The 13451-nt window shown below is 63.3% G+C and carries 15 protein-coding genes; 6 read left to right on the forward strand and 9 right to left on the reverse strand.

Going from position 1 to position 13451, the window contains the following annotated elements; translation table 11 throughout:
* Positions 1-88: 88 nt before the first annotated feature.
* From AC0L2H_RS17215 to AC0L2H_RS17230, 4 genes are read left to right on the forward strand one after another with little or no spacing between them, the layout of a single operon-like run.
* On the forward strand, positions 89-802 hold the full coding sequence (locus tag AC0L2H_RS17215; RefSeq protein WP_473591317.1) for a CerR family C-terminal domain-containing protein: 714 nt from the start codon (positions 89-91) through the stop codon (positions 800-802).
* A complete protein-coding gene (locus AC0L2H_RS17220; RefSeq protein ID WP_473591318.1) occupies positions 799-1752 on the forward strand; it encodes an HlyD family secretion protein in 954 nt (317 codons plus the stop codon). The genes AC0L2H_RS17215 and AC0L2H_RS17220 overlap by 4 nt, the downstream gene beginning before the upstream one ends.
* Positions 1749-2684: an ABC transporter ATP-binding protein gene (locus AC0L2H_RS17225; protein ID WP_473591319.1), complete on the forward strand. Its 936-nt coding sequence runs from the start codon at positions 1749-1751 to the stop codon at positions 2682-2684. The genes AC0L2H_RS17220 and AC0L2H_RS17225 overlap by 4 nt, the downstream gene beginning before the upstream one ends.
* On the forward strand, positions 2681-3817 hold the full coding sequence (locus AC0L2H_RS17230; protein WP_107651807.1) for an ABC transporter permease: 1137 nt from the start codon (positions 2681-2683) through the stop codon (positions 3815-3817). The genes AC0L2H_RS17225 and AC0L2H_RS17230 overlap by 4 nt, the downstream gene beginning before the upstream one ends.
* Positions 3818-3903: 86 nt before the next feature.
* Here the strand turns inward: AC0L2H_RS17230 and AC0L2H_RS17235 are convergent, their stop codons facing one another.
* The 3 genes from AC0L2H_RS17235 to AC0L2H_RS17245 all read right to left on the reverse strand — a co-directional run bounded on the left by AC0L2H_RS17235 (position 3904) and on the right by AC0L2H_RS17245 (position 5948).
* Positions 3904-4503: a DNA-3-methyladenine glycosylase gene (locus AC0L2H_RS17235; protein WP_473591320.1), complete on the reverse strand. Its 600-nt coding sequence runs from the start codon at positions 4501-4503 to the stop codon at positions 3904-3906.
* 1 nt (position 4504) lies between these two features.
* Positions 4505-5488, reverse strand: a complete 984-nt coding sequence (locus AC0L2H_RS17240; RefSeq protein WP_473591321.1) for a threonine/serine dehydratase — start codon at positions 5486-5488, stop codon at positions 4505-4507.
* A gap of 142 nt (positions 5489-5630) precedes the next feature.
* The gene (locus AC0L2H_RS17245; protein WP_473591322.1) at positions 5631-5948 is read right to left on the reverse strand and encodes a hypothetical protein; all 318 of its coding nucleotides are present in this window, start codon (positions 5946-5948) and stop codon (positions 5631-5633) included.
* Positions 5949-6125: 177 nt separating this feature from the next.
* On the opposite strand from AC0L2H_RS17245, the gene mbfA reads away from it, so the two are divergent.
* Positions 6126-7109, forward strand: a complete 984-nt coding sequence (gene mbfA, locus AC0L2H_RS17250) for an iron exporter MbfA (RefSeq protein WP_473591323.1) — start codon at positions 6126-6128, stop codon at positions 7107-7109.
* 8 nt (positions 7110-7117) lie between these two features.
* On the opposite strand, the gene AC0L2H_RS17255 is transcribed toward mbfA, so the two are convergent.
* From AC0L2H_RS17255 to AC0L2H_RS17265, 3 genes are all read right to left on the reverse strand, one after another.
* On the reverse strand, positions 7118-7462 hold the full coding sequence (locus AC0L2H_RS17255) for an antibiotic biosynthesis monooxygenase family protein (protein ID WP_473591324.1): 345 nt from the start codon (positions 7460-7462) through the stop codon (positions 7118-7120).
* The gene (locus tag AC0L2H_RS17260) at positions 7459-7791 is read right to left on the reverse strand and encodes an NIPSNAP family protein (protein WP_473591325.1); all 333 of its coding nucleotides are present in this window, start codon (positions 7789-7791) and stop codon (positions 7459-7461) included. Before AC0L2H_RS17260 ends, AC0L2H_RS17255 begins: the two co-directional genes overlap by 4 nt.
* Before the next feature lie 98 nt (positions 7792-7889).
* The gene (locus tag AC0L2H_RS17265; protein WP_473591326.1) at positions 7890-8111 is read right to left on the reverse strand and encodes a DUF1127 domain-containing protein; all 222 of its coding nucleotides are present in this window, start codon (positions 8109-8111) and stop codon (positions 7890-7892) included.
* A 68-nt stretch (positions 8112-8179) separates the two neighbouring features.
* On the opposite strand from AC0L2H_RS17265, the gene AC0L2H_RS17270 reads away from it, so the two are divergent.
* Positions 8180-8854 carry an ArsR/SmtB family transcription factor gene (locus AC0L2H_RS17270; protein WP_473591327.1) on the forward strand — a complete coding sequence of 225 codons (675 nt, stop codon included), beginning with the start codon at positions 8180-8182 and terminating at the stop codon, positions 8852-8854.
* Positions 8855-9093: 239 nt separating this feature from the next.
* Here the strand turns inward: AC0L2H_RS17270 and ligD are convergent, their stop codons facing one another.
* From ligD to AC0L2H_RS17285, 3 genes are all read right to left on the reverse strand, one after another.
* Positions 9094-11616: a DNA ligase D gene (gene ligD / locus AC0L2H_RS17275; RefSeq protein ID WP_473591328.1), complete on the reverse strand. Its 2523-nt coding sequence runs from the start codon at positions 11614-11616 to the stop codon at positions 9094-9096.
* 9 nt (positions 11617-11625) lie between these two features.
* A complete protein-coding gene (gene ku / locus AC0L2H_RS17280; protein WP_473591329.1) occupies positions 11626-12486 on the reverse strand; it encodes a non-homologous end joining protein Ku in 861 nt (286 codons plus the stop codon).
* 200 nt (positions 12487-12686) lie between these two features.
* A complete protein-coding gene (locus AC0L2H_RS17285; protein ID WP_473591330.1) occupies positions 12687-13193 on the reverse strand; it encodes a YciE/YciF ferroxidase family protein in 507 nt (168 codons plus the stop codon).
* Positions 13194-13451: the final 258 nt, after the last annotated feature.

Raw genomic sequence — 13451 nt, forward strand, 5'->3', positions numbered from 1 at the left:
CCGGACCCGACATGGCAAGACCGGACATGACGGGTCGAAGCCGGAACATCGACTTGACTTTAATCATTCGATTGATTAAAAGCCTGGTATGAAGAAACCCCCGAGCGCCAGGACCCCGCGTCGCGAGACATCTCCCGCCGAGATGACACGCGCGGCGCTTGTCCGCGCGGCGCTTAAGCTGTTCGGACGGCAGGGCTTCGACGGCACCTCGACGCGCGAGATCGCGGCCGAGGCCAAGGCCAATATCGGCTCGATTGCCTATCATTTCGGCGGCAAGGAAGGCCTTCGCGCAGCGGCGGCCGACTATATCGTCGAGACCATCCAGACCATTGCCGGCCAGGCGATCGGCAACCCGCAGGCGGCAAGCGATTCCAAAGGGGGCGATGCGGAAGCAGGTCACCCCGAAGCCGCGCGGGCGCAACTCCTCACCGCGCTGGAGCGGATGGTGGCCTTCGTCGTGGCGCGGCCCGAGGCGGGCGAGATCGTCCAGTTCGTGCTGCGCGAACTTTCACACCCGACGGCGGCGCTCGACCGCATCTATGACGGCGTCTTCGAGCCGACGCATCGCCGGCTCTGCCTGATCTGGGAGCAGGCGACGGGCGAGGCGGCCGAAAGCGAGACGACGCGGCTCACCGTGTTCACGCTGATTGGCCAGGTCATCTATTTCCGCATCGGCCGCGAGGCCGTCATGCGCCGCATGGGCTGGCGCGAGATCGGCGACGCCGAGGCCGCCAAGGTGGTGGCGGTGGTATCGAACAATCTTGAGGCCATATTGGCCGCCCGGAAGGATCGTGGACCATGAGTTTGCTGTGCTCCCTGCCGCTCGCCGCCCAGTTGTTCAGCGCCTGCGCGCCGGCAGCACCGCTTGCCGTCGGCTATGTCGAGGGCGACTATGTGCTGCTGGCGCCGATCGAGGTGGCGCAGGTCGAGACCGTTGCGGTGAAGCGCGGCGATCGCGTCATGCCGGGCACGCCAGTGGTGACGCTGGAAAGCGCCGACGCGAAAATCGCCGTCACGCAGGCTGAAGCGGCTCTCGCCCAGGCGCAGGCGCAACTCGCCGATCTCAAGGTCGGCAAGCGGCCGGAAGAGATCGCGGTGCTGAAAGCGCAAGTCGACATGGCGAAAGCCCAGGCCGCCGACGCCAAGCGCAGATACAGCCGCGCCAGCGACCTGTTCAGGCGCGGCACCGGCACGCAGGCCGATTTCGACACCGCCTCCGCCACGCTGGAGACGGCCAATGCGCAGGTCGGCCAGGCGGAGGCCAACCTCGCCGTTGGCGGGTTGCCGGCGCGGCCGGAGACGATCAAGGCCGCCGACAATCTGGTCAGCCAGGCGCAATCGGCGCTAGGGCAGGCCAAGTGGCGGCTGTCGAAGCGCGTGCTGGCGGCGCCGTCGCCCGGCCGCGTCAACGACGTGATCCGCAATCCCGGCGATACGGCCGGCCCGACCGCGCCTGTCATCTCAATGCTGCCGGACGGCGCGGTGAAGCTCAGCGTCTACGTGCCGGAAAGCGCGTTTTCGTCGGTGAAGGTCGGCACGCTGCTCGGCGTCCATTGCGACGGCTGCGGCCCGCATTTGAAAGCGCGGGTCAGCTATGTGTCGCCGGACCCTGAGTTCACGCCGCCGGTGATCTACTCGCTCGAGAACCGGCAGAAGCTGGTCTATCTGGTCGAGGCGCGGCCGGAAGGCGATGCCGGTCCGCTGCAGCCGGGGCAGATCGTCGATGTCGATCTTGCGGACATCGGAAAATGAACGTCATCGACGTGCATGGGCTGGTCAAGCGCTTCGGCGACAAGACCGTCGTCGATCATGTGACGATGACGGTGGCCGAGGGCGAGATCGTCGGCTTCCTCGGCCCGAACGGTTCGGGCAAGACCACCACCATCCGCATCATGTGCGGCCTCTTAACCCCCGACGAGGGCGACGGCACGGTGCTGGGCTTCAACATCCGCACCGACAATCTGAGGATCAAGCGCGAAGTCGGCTACATGACGCAGAAATTCTCGTTCTACGAGGATCTGACGATCGGCGAGAATCTTGAATTCGTGGCGCGGCTTTACCGCCTGAAGCCAGTTGGCGAACATGTCGCAAGAACGCTGGAAGACCTCGGCCTGACGTCGCGCCGGGACCAGTTGGCCGGCACGCTGTCCGGTGGCTGGAAGCAACGGCTGGCGCTGGCTGCCTGCATCATGCACAAGCCGAAACTGCTGTTGCTCGACGAGCCGACGGCGGGCGTCGACCCGAAGGCGCGGCGCGAATTCTGGGACGAGATCCACCGGCTGGCGAGCGGCGGGCTGACCGTACTGGTCTCCACCCATTACATGGACGAGGCGGAGCGCTGCCACCGCATCAGCTACATTTCCTACGGCAAGATGCTGGCGTCAGGCACGGTCGAGGAGGTGGTGCGGAATGCCGGGCTGACCACTTTCGTGCTGCAAGGTCCGCGGCTCGATCAGGTCGCCGACGCACTGCAAGGCCGCCCCGGCGTCGACCAGGTGGCGCCGTTCGGCGCGACGCTGCATGTGGTGGGCTCCGACAAGAAGAAGTTGGAGGCCGCACTCGCCGATGTCGAGAAGGAGCACCAGGGCGTGACGGTGAACCCCGGCAAGACCAGCCTGGAGGACGTATTCATCCAGTTCATGTCCGGTTCGAAGGACAATATGGCCAAGGACAACAAGGGATGAATGCCGTGTTCTCCTTCGCCCGGCTCGGCGCGCTGCTGATCAAGGAGTTCATCCAGATGCGGCGCGACCGCATCACCTTCGCCATGATGCTGGGCGTGCCGCTGATGCAGCTAGTGCTGTTCGGATTTGCCATCAACAGCGATCCCAAGAGCCTGCCGACGGCGCTGGTGGCGATGAGCAACGACCAATACACACGCGCCATGGTCTCCGCCTTGCAGATGACCGGCTACTACCGTTTCGACTATGTGGCGCAGAGCGAGGCCGAGGCCGAAGCACTGATGGCCAAGGGCGCAGTGTCCTTCGTCGTCACGATCCCGGCTGACTTCGCCCAGCGGGTCGAGCGGGGTGACAGCCCGCAAATCCTGATCGAAGCCGACGCGACCGATCCATCGGCTGCCAGCGGCGCCATTTCAACGTTGAGCAAGGTGGCGAGCCAGGCGCTGCTGCGGGCGCAAGGCATGCAGGCGGCCGCCGCCGAAAATGCCAAGGAGCAGCTGCAGGTGATCGTGCACCAGCGCTACAATCCGGAAGGCATCTCGCAATACAACATCGTGCCCGGCCTGCTCGGCGTCATCCTGCAGATGACCATGGTGATGATGACGGCAATGGCGCTGACGCGCGAAACCGAACGCGGCACGATGGAGAACCTTTTGGCGATGCCGTCCAGCCCAGCCGAAATCATGCTGGGCAAGGTGCTGCCCTTCCTGGTCGTCGGGGCGGTGCAGGTGGCGGTGGTGCTGGTGGCGGCGAAGCTGCTGTTCGGCATTCCATTCGTTGGAAGCCTGACACTTCTTCTGTCGTCGGTGCTCGTTTTCGTGCTCTCGCTGGTGTTGCTCGGTTATACGATCTCGACCATGGCGCGTTCGCAGATGCAGGCAATGCAGCTTACCTTCTTCTTCTTCCTGCCGTCGCTGCTGCTCTCCGGATTCATGTTCCCCTATCGCGGCATGCCAGGCTGGGCGCAGGTGTTGGGCGAAATCTTCCCACTCACGCATTTCCTGCGCATCACCCGCGCGGTCATGCTCAAGGGCGCCGACTTCAATGCGGTAGCGGCCGAGATCGGCTGGCTGCTGGTGTTCGTGGCGGTGTTCGCCGGCACGGCGCTGTTGCGATTCAGGCGGACGCTGGACTGATCTTTCTACACATCCCGATGCAGCCGATGCCGATGCGCCTTCGCCGGCATGGTTCACTCAGCCGCACCGGCGGGCTTGCCGCGGCTTCAGGCGTTCAGCGATCCCGGACCGCTGACGAATTCGCTCTTCCTGACATAAAATCGCAGCAGCCGGTTCGTATCCTTCGAAATGCCGATCCTGACGCTCTGCCCGATTTCGCCTGGCTCGTGGTCATCGCGTCCGAGCCACAGGGGGGCTTCCCGGCAAAGATCGAGCCCATCGAGCGAACGATCGATCCGCAATGCCTGAGCGAGCCTGCCTGGTCCTCTTGCCAGGTCGCGGAAGCGCTGGACACCGCGATTGAGCCGCATGATCTCGACGCCTTCCATCGGCTCAAGCGCCCTGATCAGGACGCCGGCTCCGACATCGGGCATCTCGCTCGAGACATTCAGCATGTAGGAGATGCCATAGGCGAGATAGACGTAGGCGTGGCCAGGCCCGAGAAACAGCGAATGGTTGCGCGGGGTCATCCCGCGATAGCCGTGACCGGCGGCATCGCCGACGATATAAGCCTCGGTCTCGACAATGCGACCGCTGGCGACGCCTTCGGGCAACTCCCGCACCACGACCTTGCCGATGAGATAGCGGGCGAGAGCGGCCGTGTCCGCCGGCAACTCCGAGCGAACGAGCGGGCGGCTGATGGTCATCCTATGCGGCAGCCATGATCTCGGCATAGGCGTCGAAGTCGACATTGCCGCCCGACAGCACCACGGCGACGCATTTGCCCCTCAGCTCGACCTTGCCTGAAGCGAGGGCTGCCAGACCCACACAGCCGCCGGGTTCGACCACCAGCTTGAGATGAGCCATGGCGTCGCGCATGGCCTGTCTTGTCGCGTCGTCGGAGACGGCAATGCCGCCGGCGAGGTTCCTGCGGTTGATCTCGAAGGTAAGCACGCCCGGTTCGGCGACGAGCAGGGCATCGCAGATCGATTTGTGACCGGGCTCGTTCGCTATCCTTTCGCCCCTGGCCAGCGAGCGGCTGGTGTCGTCGAAATGCTCGGGCTCCACTGCCCAGACCGAGGTGCCCGGCGAGGCATCCTTGACGGCGATCGAAATGCCGCTGATCAATCCGCCGCCGCCGCAGGGGACGACGATCGCGTCGAGGCTGACGCCGAGTGCTTTTGCCTGGCGCATCAGTTCGAGGCCGATCGTGCCCTGGCCGGCGATGATGGCCGGATCGTCATAGGGCGGCACCAGGACCATGCCTTTTTCCACATAGGGTCGGACGACGGCCGCGCGATCCTCGCGGAACCGGTCGAATGGCACCACCTCCGCTCCCATCTTGCGGACATTGCCGATTTTCATCGCTGGCGCGTCGGCCGGCATGGCGATCACCGCCTTGACGCCGAACATGGCCGCCGAGGCGGCGACGCCTTGGGCGTGGTTGCCGGAGGAGAAGGCGACGACACCGCGGCCGCGTTCCTCGGCTGTAAGCGAGGACAGCTTGCTGTAGGCGCCGCGGAACTTGAACGAGCCGGTGCGCTGCAATGTCTCCGGCTTGAACAGGATGCGGCCGCCGAAGCGCTTGTTCAGTTCCGGCGATTCGATCAACGGCGTTTCGACGATCAGGCCGGAGAGGCGCGCCGCTGCGCTGTGGATATCGGCGATGCCGGGGAGGGTGGCGGTGGTCATGAAGTGGTCCTGTGGAATGTGATTGCCGATGGTGCACGGAAAACCACGCCACGCACCATCGAAAAAATGTGTCGGTTACAAAATCGGCCTTGGTAACAGCTCCCTTTCCGCGGCAAAGCTTCGCGATTGGCCGGCCGCTCGCTCACCCCAAAAGCGTCTTTCGTTTGGCGCCGCCGAGCTTGCGCCAGGTGTTGAAGCGGTGGGTGGCGGCGGCAAACGAAATCTTCATCTGCTGGGCGACCGAATAGCGCGACTTGCCTTCATCGAACATGCGGTAGCAGCATTCGGCGCCCTCCTCGGTCAGCTTGCCTTCGGGGGTCTTGTTGTGCGGATTGGCGGGATCGAATTTTTCGACCTGCTGCTCGACCAGGCCTTTCAGGCGCAGGAGGTCGGCCTCGATGTTGGCGATCAGGTCGAGAACGGGTTTCGGGTCGAATTGCGGGGGCTGTTTTGCCGGCATCCGTGGCTTCCTTTCTCTTGGCTTAGGTTCAGCTATATAGGTGAACATTTGCTGATAATGAAGTGCGCGCCCTTGCACTGGACTTCAGCAATTCTCGATTGCTGCTCGAACGGGGCGATTGACCCACGGCGCGGCAGACTCTAGTTTAGAACAATTCTAAACTAGGGTGAATTGCTCATGCTTTCCCGCGTCTTCGGCTTCGGCCGCCGCCCTTTCGAATCGCTGTCGGAACAGGAGATCCTGGCGCTCGCCATTTCGTCGGAAGAAGATGACGGGCGCATCTACCGTGCCTATGCCGACGGGCTGGCGGACAGTTTTCCGCAATCGGCCAAGGTATTCGAGGCGATGGCACAGGAGGAGGACGGCCATCGCGATGCGCTGATCGAACTCCACCGCAAGCGCTTCGGCGAGCGCATTCCGCTGATCCGGCGCGAGCATGTGAAGGGCTATTACGAGCGCAAGCCCGACTGGCTGGTCCGGCCGCTCGGCATCGCAGCCGTGCGCCGGCAGGCCGAGGCGATGGAGCGGCAGGCCTATCTGTTCTATATCGAGGCGGCCAAACGCACCGGCGATGCCTCGACCAGAAAGCTGCTCGACGATCTGGCGGCCGCCGAACAGGGCCATGAGAACTCGGCGCATCAGCTGGAACAGGAGCATGTGCCCGGCGAGGTCAAGGACGAGGAAGCGGCGGCCGAGCAGCGGCAGTTCATCCTGACCTATGTGCAGCCGGGACTGGCCGGGCTGATGGACGGGTCCGTATCAACGCTGGCGCCGATCTTTGCCGCGGCGTTTGCCACGCACGACACATTCCAGACTTTCCTGGTCGGGCTTGCCGCCTCCATCGGCGCCGGCATATCGATGGGCTTCACCGAGGTGGCCTCGGACGACGGCAAGCTTTCGGGCCGCGGCTCCCCGGTCAAACGCGGCATCACCACCGGATTGATGACGGCGCTTGGTGGCCTCGGCCACGCCTTGCCCTACCTGATCCCCTATTTCTGGACGGCAACCGCGGTTGCCGCCGTGGTGGTGTTCTTTGAATTGTGGGCCATCGCTTTCGTGCAGAACCGCTACATGCAGACGCCATTCTGGCGCGCCGCGTTCCAGGTGGTCTTGGGCGGCGCGCTGGTGTTCGCGGCAGGCGTGCTGATCGGGAATGCGTAGCTAGCGGCTCAGCCATGCAACGCCCGGCTGTCCGCCGGCGCTTCGGCGCGTTCGGTCAGGCCGTAATCGCGCTGGACATGGGCGATGCGCAAACGGTAGCCGGCAAAGATACCGCCGCGCCCGGCTTTCTGCGCCTGGCGGTGCTCCTCGGTGTTGCGCCAGGCTTTCACCGCGTCCTCGTCGCGCCAGAACGACAGTGACAGGATCTTGTCCGGATCGATAAGGCTCTGGAAGCGCTCGATCGAGATGAAACCGTCGATGCCGTCGAGCAGCGGACGCAACTCGGCGGCGATGCCGAGATAGGCATCGCGCTTGCCTGCCGCCGGCTCGACCTCGAAGATGACGGCGATCATGGCTTGATCAGCTTTGCGTGCGGGCCAGAGGCGAGCTTAAGGAACATGCGATCCTCCTTCAGGATGAATTTCTCACGCTGGGCGAATTCATAGTTTGCCTTGCCGGCCGGGTCGGCGGCAAGCCTGGCGCGGTAGGCTTCGTAGGCGGCGAGGCTGTCGATATTGTAGCCGGCGTAGGCGGTGGTGGCCGAGCCTTCATGCGGCGAAAAATAGCCGATCAGGTCGGCGCCGCAGCGCGGAATGGCCTGACCCCAGTTGCGGGCATATTCCTCGAACGCCGCCTTGCCGAACGGGTCGATCTCGTAGCGGATGAAACAGGTGATGGTCATTTCTTGCCTCCTCTGGCAGGTGGATGTCGTGTGAATTGACAGTTCGATCGAGGTCGAAACGTTCGGTCGACCGCTGTGCTAGGCAATTCCTTGGACGATCACGTCTGCCAGAAGGATTTCGCGCATTCGCGGCGCACGTCTTCTCGTGTCAGACCCATGTCGCGCAGCAGGTGTTCGTCGATCTCGGCGAGGTCGAGGCGCTGCAGATGGCGATCGTACCAGCGCGCCACCAACCGCAAGCGCAGCCGGCGCAGGAACGGGAACGGCAGGCGAGCGGCAGGGTTGACGGATGCAGGGGTCGAAGCGGTTGGCGCGGTCATCGTCGTCTCCTTGATCTGACCGCAGAATAGTGGTTACCTGACAAGAATGCTTCGATGAGGAACGAACTATGCGTGAAGGACCCGACATAGCCCGCATCGCCAGCCTGGTCGGCGATCCGGCGCGGGCAAACATGCTCTCCGCACTGATGGGCGGCACGGCATTGACGGCGAGCGAGCTGGCGCTGGAGGCCGGCGTGTCGCTGCCGACCGCCTCTTCGCATCTGTCGAAACTGATGGAGGGCGGATTGCTGACTTTGGCAAGCCAGGGGCGGCACCGTTATTATGGCCTCGCCGGGCCGCAGGTGGCCGGCATGATCGAGGCCATCACCGGCGTGGCGGAAGCCGTTGGCCCAAAGCGGGTGCGGCCGGGACCGCGCGACGCGGCCATGCGCGTGGCTCGGGTCTGCTACGATCACCTTGCCGGCGAACAGGGGGTGGCGATGCTCGACCGCCTCGTCGACAAGAATATCCTGCTGCGCGAGGACAAGGAGATCGGGCTCGGGCCGGCAGCCGCGTCGCATTTCGCCGCGATCGGCATCGATGTCTACACCAAACCGCGACGGCCGGTATGCCGCGCCTGCCTCGACTGGAGCGTGCGGCGCTCGCATCTGGCCGGCACGCTGGGTGCCGCCATCCTCGACAAGATTTTCACCGAGAAATGGGCAAGGCGCGAAAAGGACAGCCGCGCGGTGGTGTTTTCGCCGATGGGTAGGCAGGCGTTCGAGAAGACCTTTCTCGCCTGATGATTTGTAGGCGCTTATTTCGCGACGCCGGCGGGACAGCACCCCCCTCTGGCCTGCCGGCCATCTCCCCCGCTCGACAGCTTTCGCCAATCTCCAACGTTGCAGAGACGAGCGACACCTCGAAGCTGCCGATCTCCCCCGTTGCGGGAGAGACGTCCGGCAGGACAGAGGGGGGTGGGAAGGATCGCTGCGTCTGCCATTCGACCAATCGCATTCGAAGGTCATCGCTCCGCCTTGGATCAGCCCCGCTTCAGCACCTTGCCCATCTTGAAAAAATCCTTCCACGAATCTGCCTCACCAAGCCGCTTCAGCGTCGTCTTGTCTCCAATGGGAAAAGCGTTCGGCGCCAGCCCCTTCTCGATCTCCGGCCAGGTCACCGGCATCGACACCGTCGCCCCTTTCTTGGCGCGCGACGAATAGGGCGCCACCGTGGTCGAGCCGCGGCCGTTGCGCAGGTAGTCGACGAAGATTTTCCCGGTGCGCGCCTTCTTCGACAGCGTCGCGGTGTAGCGGTCGGGGGCGGCCTGCTCCAGCGCGCGAGCGAAATCGTGAGCGAAGGTCTTCACCTCGTCCCAATCCGCCGACGGTTTCAGCGGCACGACGACGTGGTAGCCCTTGCCGCCGGATGTCTTGACGAAATTCGGCAGCGACAGCTCGTCGAGCTGGCCGTGGATATCGAGCGCCGCCGCGCGCACCGCCTTGACGTCGACGCCTTCGTCGGGATCGAGGTCGAAGACGATCTGGTCCGGCTTTTCCAGCTCGTCCGTGGTGCAGCCCCAGATATGGATTTCGACCACGCCGAGCTGGACCAGCGCGGCGATCCCGTCGAAATCCCTGACAAACAATATCTCCTCGCCGTCCGTCGGGTCCTTCATCACGGCGATCTTGTCATGCATGCCGGCGGAGGCATGCTTCTGGAAGAAGCGCTGGCCGCCGACGCCGTCCGGCGCCCGCACCAGGCTGAGCGGCCGGTTGACGATGAATTGCTGCATGCGCGGCCAGACCAGAGCGTAGTGCTCGAGCAGATCCTGCTTCGATATTTTTTCATCCGGCCACAAAAGCTTGTCCGGGTGGGAGAGTTTGACGGTGGTTTTCGCCGCCGCTGTGGCTTTCGCGACGGCGGCAGGCTTTGCCTTCTCTGCCTTGTCTTTAGCCTCTGCCTTGCCTGTCGATGCTTTCGGCTTTTCCTGCACGACTTCCTCCGCCGGCTTATCCTCGCGCAATCCCTGGAACGAGGCATGGCGTATTATACGGTCCGAGGTCCAGCTGCGGAACTCCACTTCGCCGACCAGTTCGGGCTTCACCCAGACCAGCCCCTTGCCCTTCGGCACGGCGGCAGCGAAGGGCGAGGCCGTTGCCTTCACCGCATCGAGCCTTTTCTTCAGATCGGCTGTCGTCCTGACTGAAAAACCGGTGCCGACCCGGCCGGCATAGTGCAGCTTGCCGCCTTCTTTGTACCCGACCAGCAGCGAGCGCAGGCCGCGCCCGGTCTTGTCCGATGGCAGATAGCCGCCGATGACGAATTCCTGGCGCAGCGTGCATTTCGACTTCACCCAGGTGAGGCCACGGCCGCTGCGATAGGGCGCGTCGGCGCGCTTGGAGACGATGCCTTCCAGCCCCATGCGGCAGGCGTGCTGCAACATGACCTTGCCGGGCTCGGCGAAATGATCGCTGAAGCGGACCGCCGGATTGTCCGGCTGCTTGCCGAGCAATTCCAGCAAGGCCTGCTTGCGCTCGACCAGCGGCTCGGCGCGGAGATCCTCGCCATCAAGCCGCATCAGATCGAAGACGTAGTAGAGGAAGCGGTTGGTGCGGCGCGCCGACAGATCCGCCTGCAGCAGCGCGAAGGAAGAAATGCCGCTATCGGCGAGCACGACGATCTCACCGTCGATGATGGCGTCAGTGCATTTCAGGCGCCCAAGTTCCGCGACGATCTCGCCGCCGAATTTCCCGGTCCAGTCGAGACCGGTGCGGGTCAGCAGCCGCACCTCGGTGCCGACAAGCTGCGCCTGCATGCGGTAGCCGTCGAACTTCACCTCGTGCAGCCACTCCTCGCCGGCGGGGGCATTCCTTTCCAGCGTCGCCAGGCATGGCTCGATGAAGTCGAGCCGTTTCGCTGCCTTGGCCTTTTTGCCGGCCGCCGGCTTGTTGGAATGCCAGACCTTCGGTTTCTTGCCGTCTGATGTCTTGCCTTTTGCAACCTCTTCGATCGTCAGGCCCGACTTCACCGATTGTGGCGCTTCTTCCAGGATATCCTCGCCAGGGCGTGCCGCCGCATCGCTGGACTTGATCAGCAACCAGTTGTCGCGCTTTTCGCCCGAACGCGGCTTCAATCGCACCAGATGCCAGAGGCCATGCAATTTGTGGCCCTTGAGCTCGAAGCTGATGTGGCCTTTCTTCATCGCCTTGGCCGGGTCGCTCTCCGGCGTCCAGGTGCCCTCGTCCCAGACGATGACGGTGCCGCCGCCATATTCGCCCTTGGGAATGGTGCCTTCAAAGGGCGCATAGTCGATCGGATGATCCTCGACATGCACGGCCAGCCGCTTCTCATGCGGATCGAGGCTCGGACCGCGCGTCACCGCCCAGCTCCACAGCACGCCGTCATGTTCGAGGCGAAGGTCGTAATGCAGCCTTGTGGCGGCATGTTTGTGAATGACGAAAATGCCGCCGGCCTGGCCTTTCCCGCCGCGCGCGACCTTGCCGGCCGGCTCCGCCGTCTTCTTGAAATCGCGCTTGGCGTTATATTGTTCGAGCCCTGCCATGCCGAAATCCTACGCCGATTTGCGCCGGGCGGCGGCTTTCGGTTTCGCGCGTTTGGCCTGCGATCTGGCTTTTGCCGGTGGTTTTGCCCCGCCGCCCGACGACAGGCTCTTCTTCAGCGCATCGAACAGATTGACCACGTTTGACGGCTTCGGCGCTGCCTTGGCTTTCGGCGCCTTCTTGCCAGCCTTCTTGGCGCGGATCAGTTTAAGCAGGGCATCCTCGTACACGTCATCGAATTTGGAAGGGTCGAATTTCGCCCTCTTCCTGTCAATGATGTGCTCGGCCAGGTCGATCATCTCGCCCCCGGTCTTCGTCGCCTTGATATCACCGAAGACGCTGTCCGGCCGGCGCACGGTGTCTCCATAACGCAAGGTGGTCAGCACCATGCCCTTGCCGAGCGGCTCGACGACCACAGGGCGTTCTCGGCTGTAGAGCACGATGCGAGCAAGCCCCGCCTTCTTCTCCGCAGCCATGGCGTCGCGGATGACGGCAAAGGCCTCCTCCGACACTTTGTCGGCCGGCGATACATAATAGGGCGTGTCGAGATAGATCTGCTGGATCGAGGACTTTTCGATGAAACCGTCGAGGCTCATCGTGTGCGAGGATTCGATCTGTACCGCCTCGATCTCGTCCTCCTCGATGTGGATGAACTCGCCATTGCCAACCTCGTAGCCCTTGATCTCGTCGCCCTCTTCCAGCGGCTTGCCGCTGTCGGCATCGACGTAGATGCGCTTGACGGTGTTGCCGGTCTTGCGATTGAGGATGCGGAAGGAAACCTTTTCGGCGTGGGTGACGACATTGGTCAGTTCGATGGCGCAGGTGACCAGTGAAAGCTTCAGATAGCCTTTCCAGGCTGGGCGCGGCGCCATGATGAACTCCCTCTGCGATGTCGGTTCAACCGAGAACGGGCGACCCCCGATCCCGGTTCCCCACCGCGAAAGGCAAGGTCGGCGCTTCTAATGCCTGTCGCGCAAAAGTGCGCAGCGGTTTTGTGATAGCGACATGCATCAAACAAGAACCTAAAGCGCGCCGCACGCGCTTTAGGCACCGGCCTCGCCTCGACGATCCGCTATTCGGCGGCCTGCAGGTTGATCTTGCTTTCCGCCATTTCGGTGAGCTTGCGGTCCGTCGCCTGCTCTTCCTTCAGATTCTTGGCCAGCACATTGGCGCAGTCGCTGCGGCCGAGCTGCTTGGCCCAGGCGATCAGCGTGCCGTAGCGGGTCATCTCATAGTGCTCGACGGCCTGAGCCGAGGCGATCAAGGCGGCGTCGAGAACCTCCTTGTCATCGATGTCGCCGCTGACCTCGTCGGCCTCCTCCAGAATGCCATCGATGGCCGGGCAGTTGACGGTCTTGGCCTTCACGCCATGCAGTTCGAAGACCTGTTCGACCCGCTCGATGTGGCCCTTGGTCTGCTCGAGATGTTTTTCGAAGCCAGCCTTCAACTGCGGATCGGTCGCTTTGTCGATCATCTTCGGCAAGGATTTCTCGATCTGCTTTTCAGCATAATAGATGTCGCGCAGCGTGTGTACGAACAGGTCGTCCAGTGTCTTGATGTCTTTCGAAAAGAAGCCCATGGCTTTTGCCTTCCATTGCCTTGCTGTGTGGGATCCGGCGGCAGCTCCGGTCGGAAGCTGCCGCCTGCGAGGCCGGCTCGTTCCGGCTTGTTTGGTCAACGTGCTGATACCGGAGGGGTTCCTGGCTTTCCCTGCGCACGCACGGAAATTTCGCGAGGCGGTCGGCGGTTGAAACAGAACCGCGCTTAAGCGACATCCAAACGAAACATATGTGATGCAAAAGTCACAGTGGGCGGAATGTCGACAAACCGCATGGAA

The sequence above is a fragment of the Mesorhizobium sp. WSM4871 genome (assembly GCF_055811295.1).

Coding starts and splice junctions, on each gene's coding strand:
- AC0L2H_RS17215 (WP_473591317.1), top strand. CDS start 89: ATGAAGAAACCCCCGAGCGCCAGGACCCCGCGTCGCGAGACATCTCCC.
- AC0L2H_RS17220 (WP_473591318.1), top strand. CDS start 799: ATGAGTTTGCTGTGCTCCCTGCCGCTCGCCGCCCAGTTGTTCAGCGCC.
- AC0L2H_RS17225 (WP_473591319.1), top strand. CDS start 1,749: ATGAACGTCATCGACGTGCATGGGCTGGTCAAGCGCTTCGGCGACAAG.
- AC0L2H_RS17230 (WP_107651807.1), top strand. CDS start 2,681: ATGAATGCCGTGTTCTCCTTCGCCCGGCTCGGCGCGCTGCTGATCAAG.
- AC0L2H_RS17235 (WP_473591320.1), bottom strand. CDS start 4,503: ATGACCATCAGCCGCCCGCTCGTTCGCTCGGAGTTGCCGGCGGACACG.
- AC0L2H_RS17240 (WP_473591321.1), bottom strand. CDS start 5,488: ATGACCACCGCCACCCTCCCCGGCATCGCCGATATCCACAGCGCAGCG.
- AC0L2H_RS17245 (WP_473591322.1), bottom strand. CDS start 5,948: ATGCCGGCAAAACAGCCCCCGCAATTCGACCCGAAACCCGTTCTCGAC.
- mbfA (WP_473591323.1), top strand. CDS start 6,126: ATGCTTTCCCGCGTCTTCGGCTTCGGCCGCCGCCCTTTCGAATCGCTG.
- AC0L2H_RS17255 (WP_473591324.1), bottom strand. CDS start 7,462: ATGATCGCCGTCATCTTCGAGGTCGAGCCGGCGGCAGGCAAGCGCGAT.
- AC0L2H_RS17260 (WP_473591325.1), bottom strand. CDS start 7,791: ATGACCATCACCTGTTTCATCCGCTACGAGATCGACCCGTTCGGCAAG.
- AC0L2H_RS17265 (WP_473591326.1), bottom strand. CDS start 8,111: ATGACCGCGCCAACCGCTTCGACCCCTGCATCCGTCAACCCTGCCGCT.
- AC0L2H_RS17270 (WP_473591327.1), top strand. CDS start 8,180: ATGCGTGAAGGACCCGACATAGCCCGCATCGCCAGCCTGGTCGGCGAT.
- ligD (WP_473591328.1), bottom strand. CDS start 11,616: ATGGCAGGGCTCGAACAATATAACGCCAAGCGCGATTTCAAGAAGACG.
- ku (WP_473591329.1), bottom strand. CDS start 12,486: ATGGCGCCGCGCCCAGCCTGGAAAGGCTATCTGAAGCTTTCACTGGTC.
- AC0L2H_RS17285 (WP_473591330.1), bottom strand. CDS start 13,193: ATGGGCTTCTTTTCGAAAGACATCAAGACACTGGACGACCTGTTCGTA.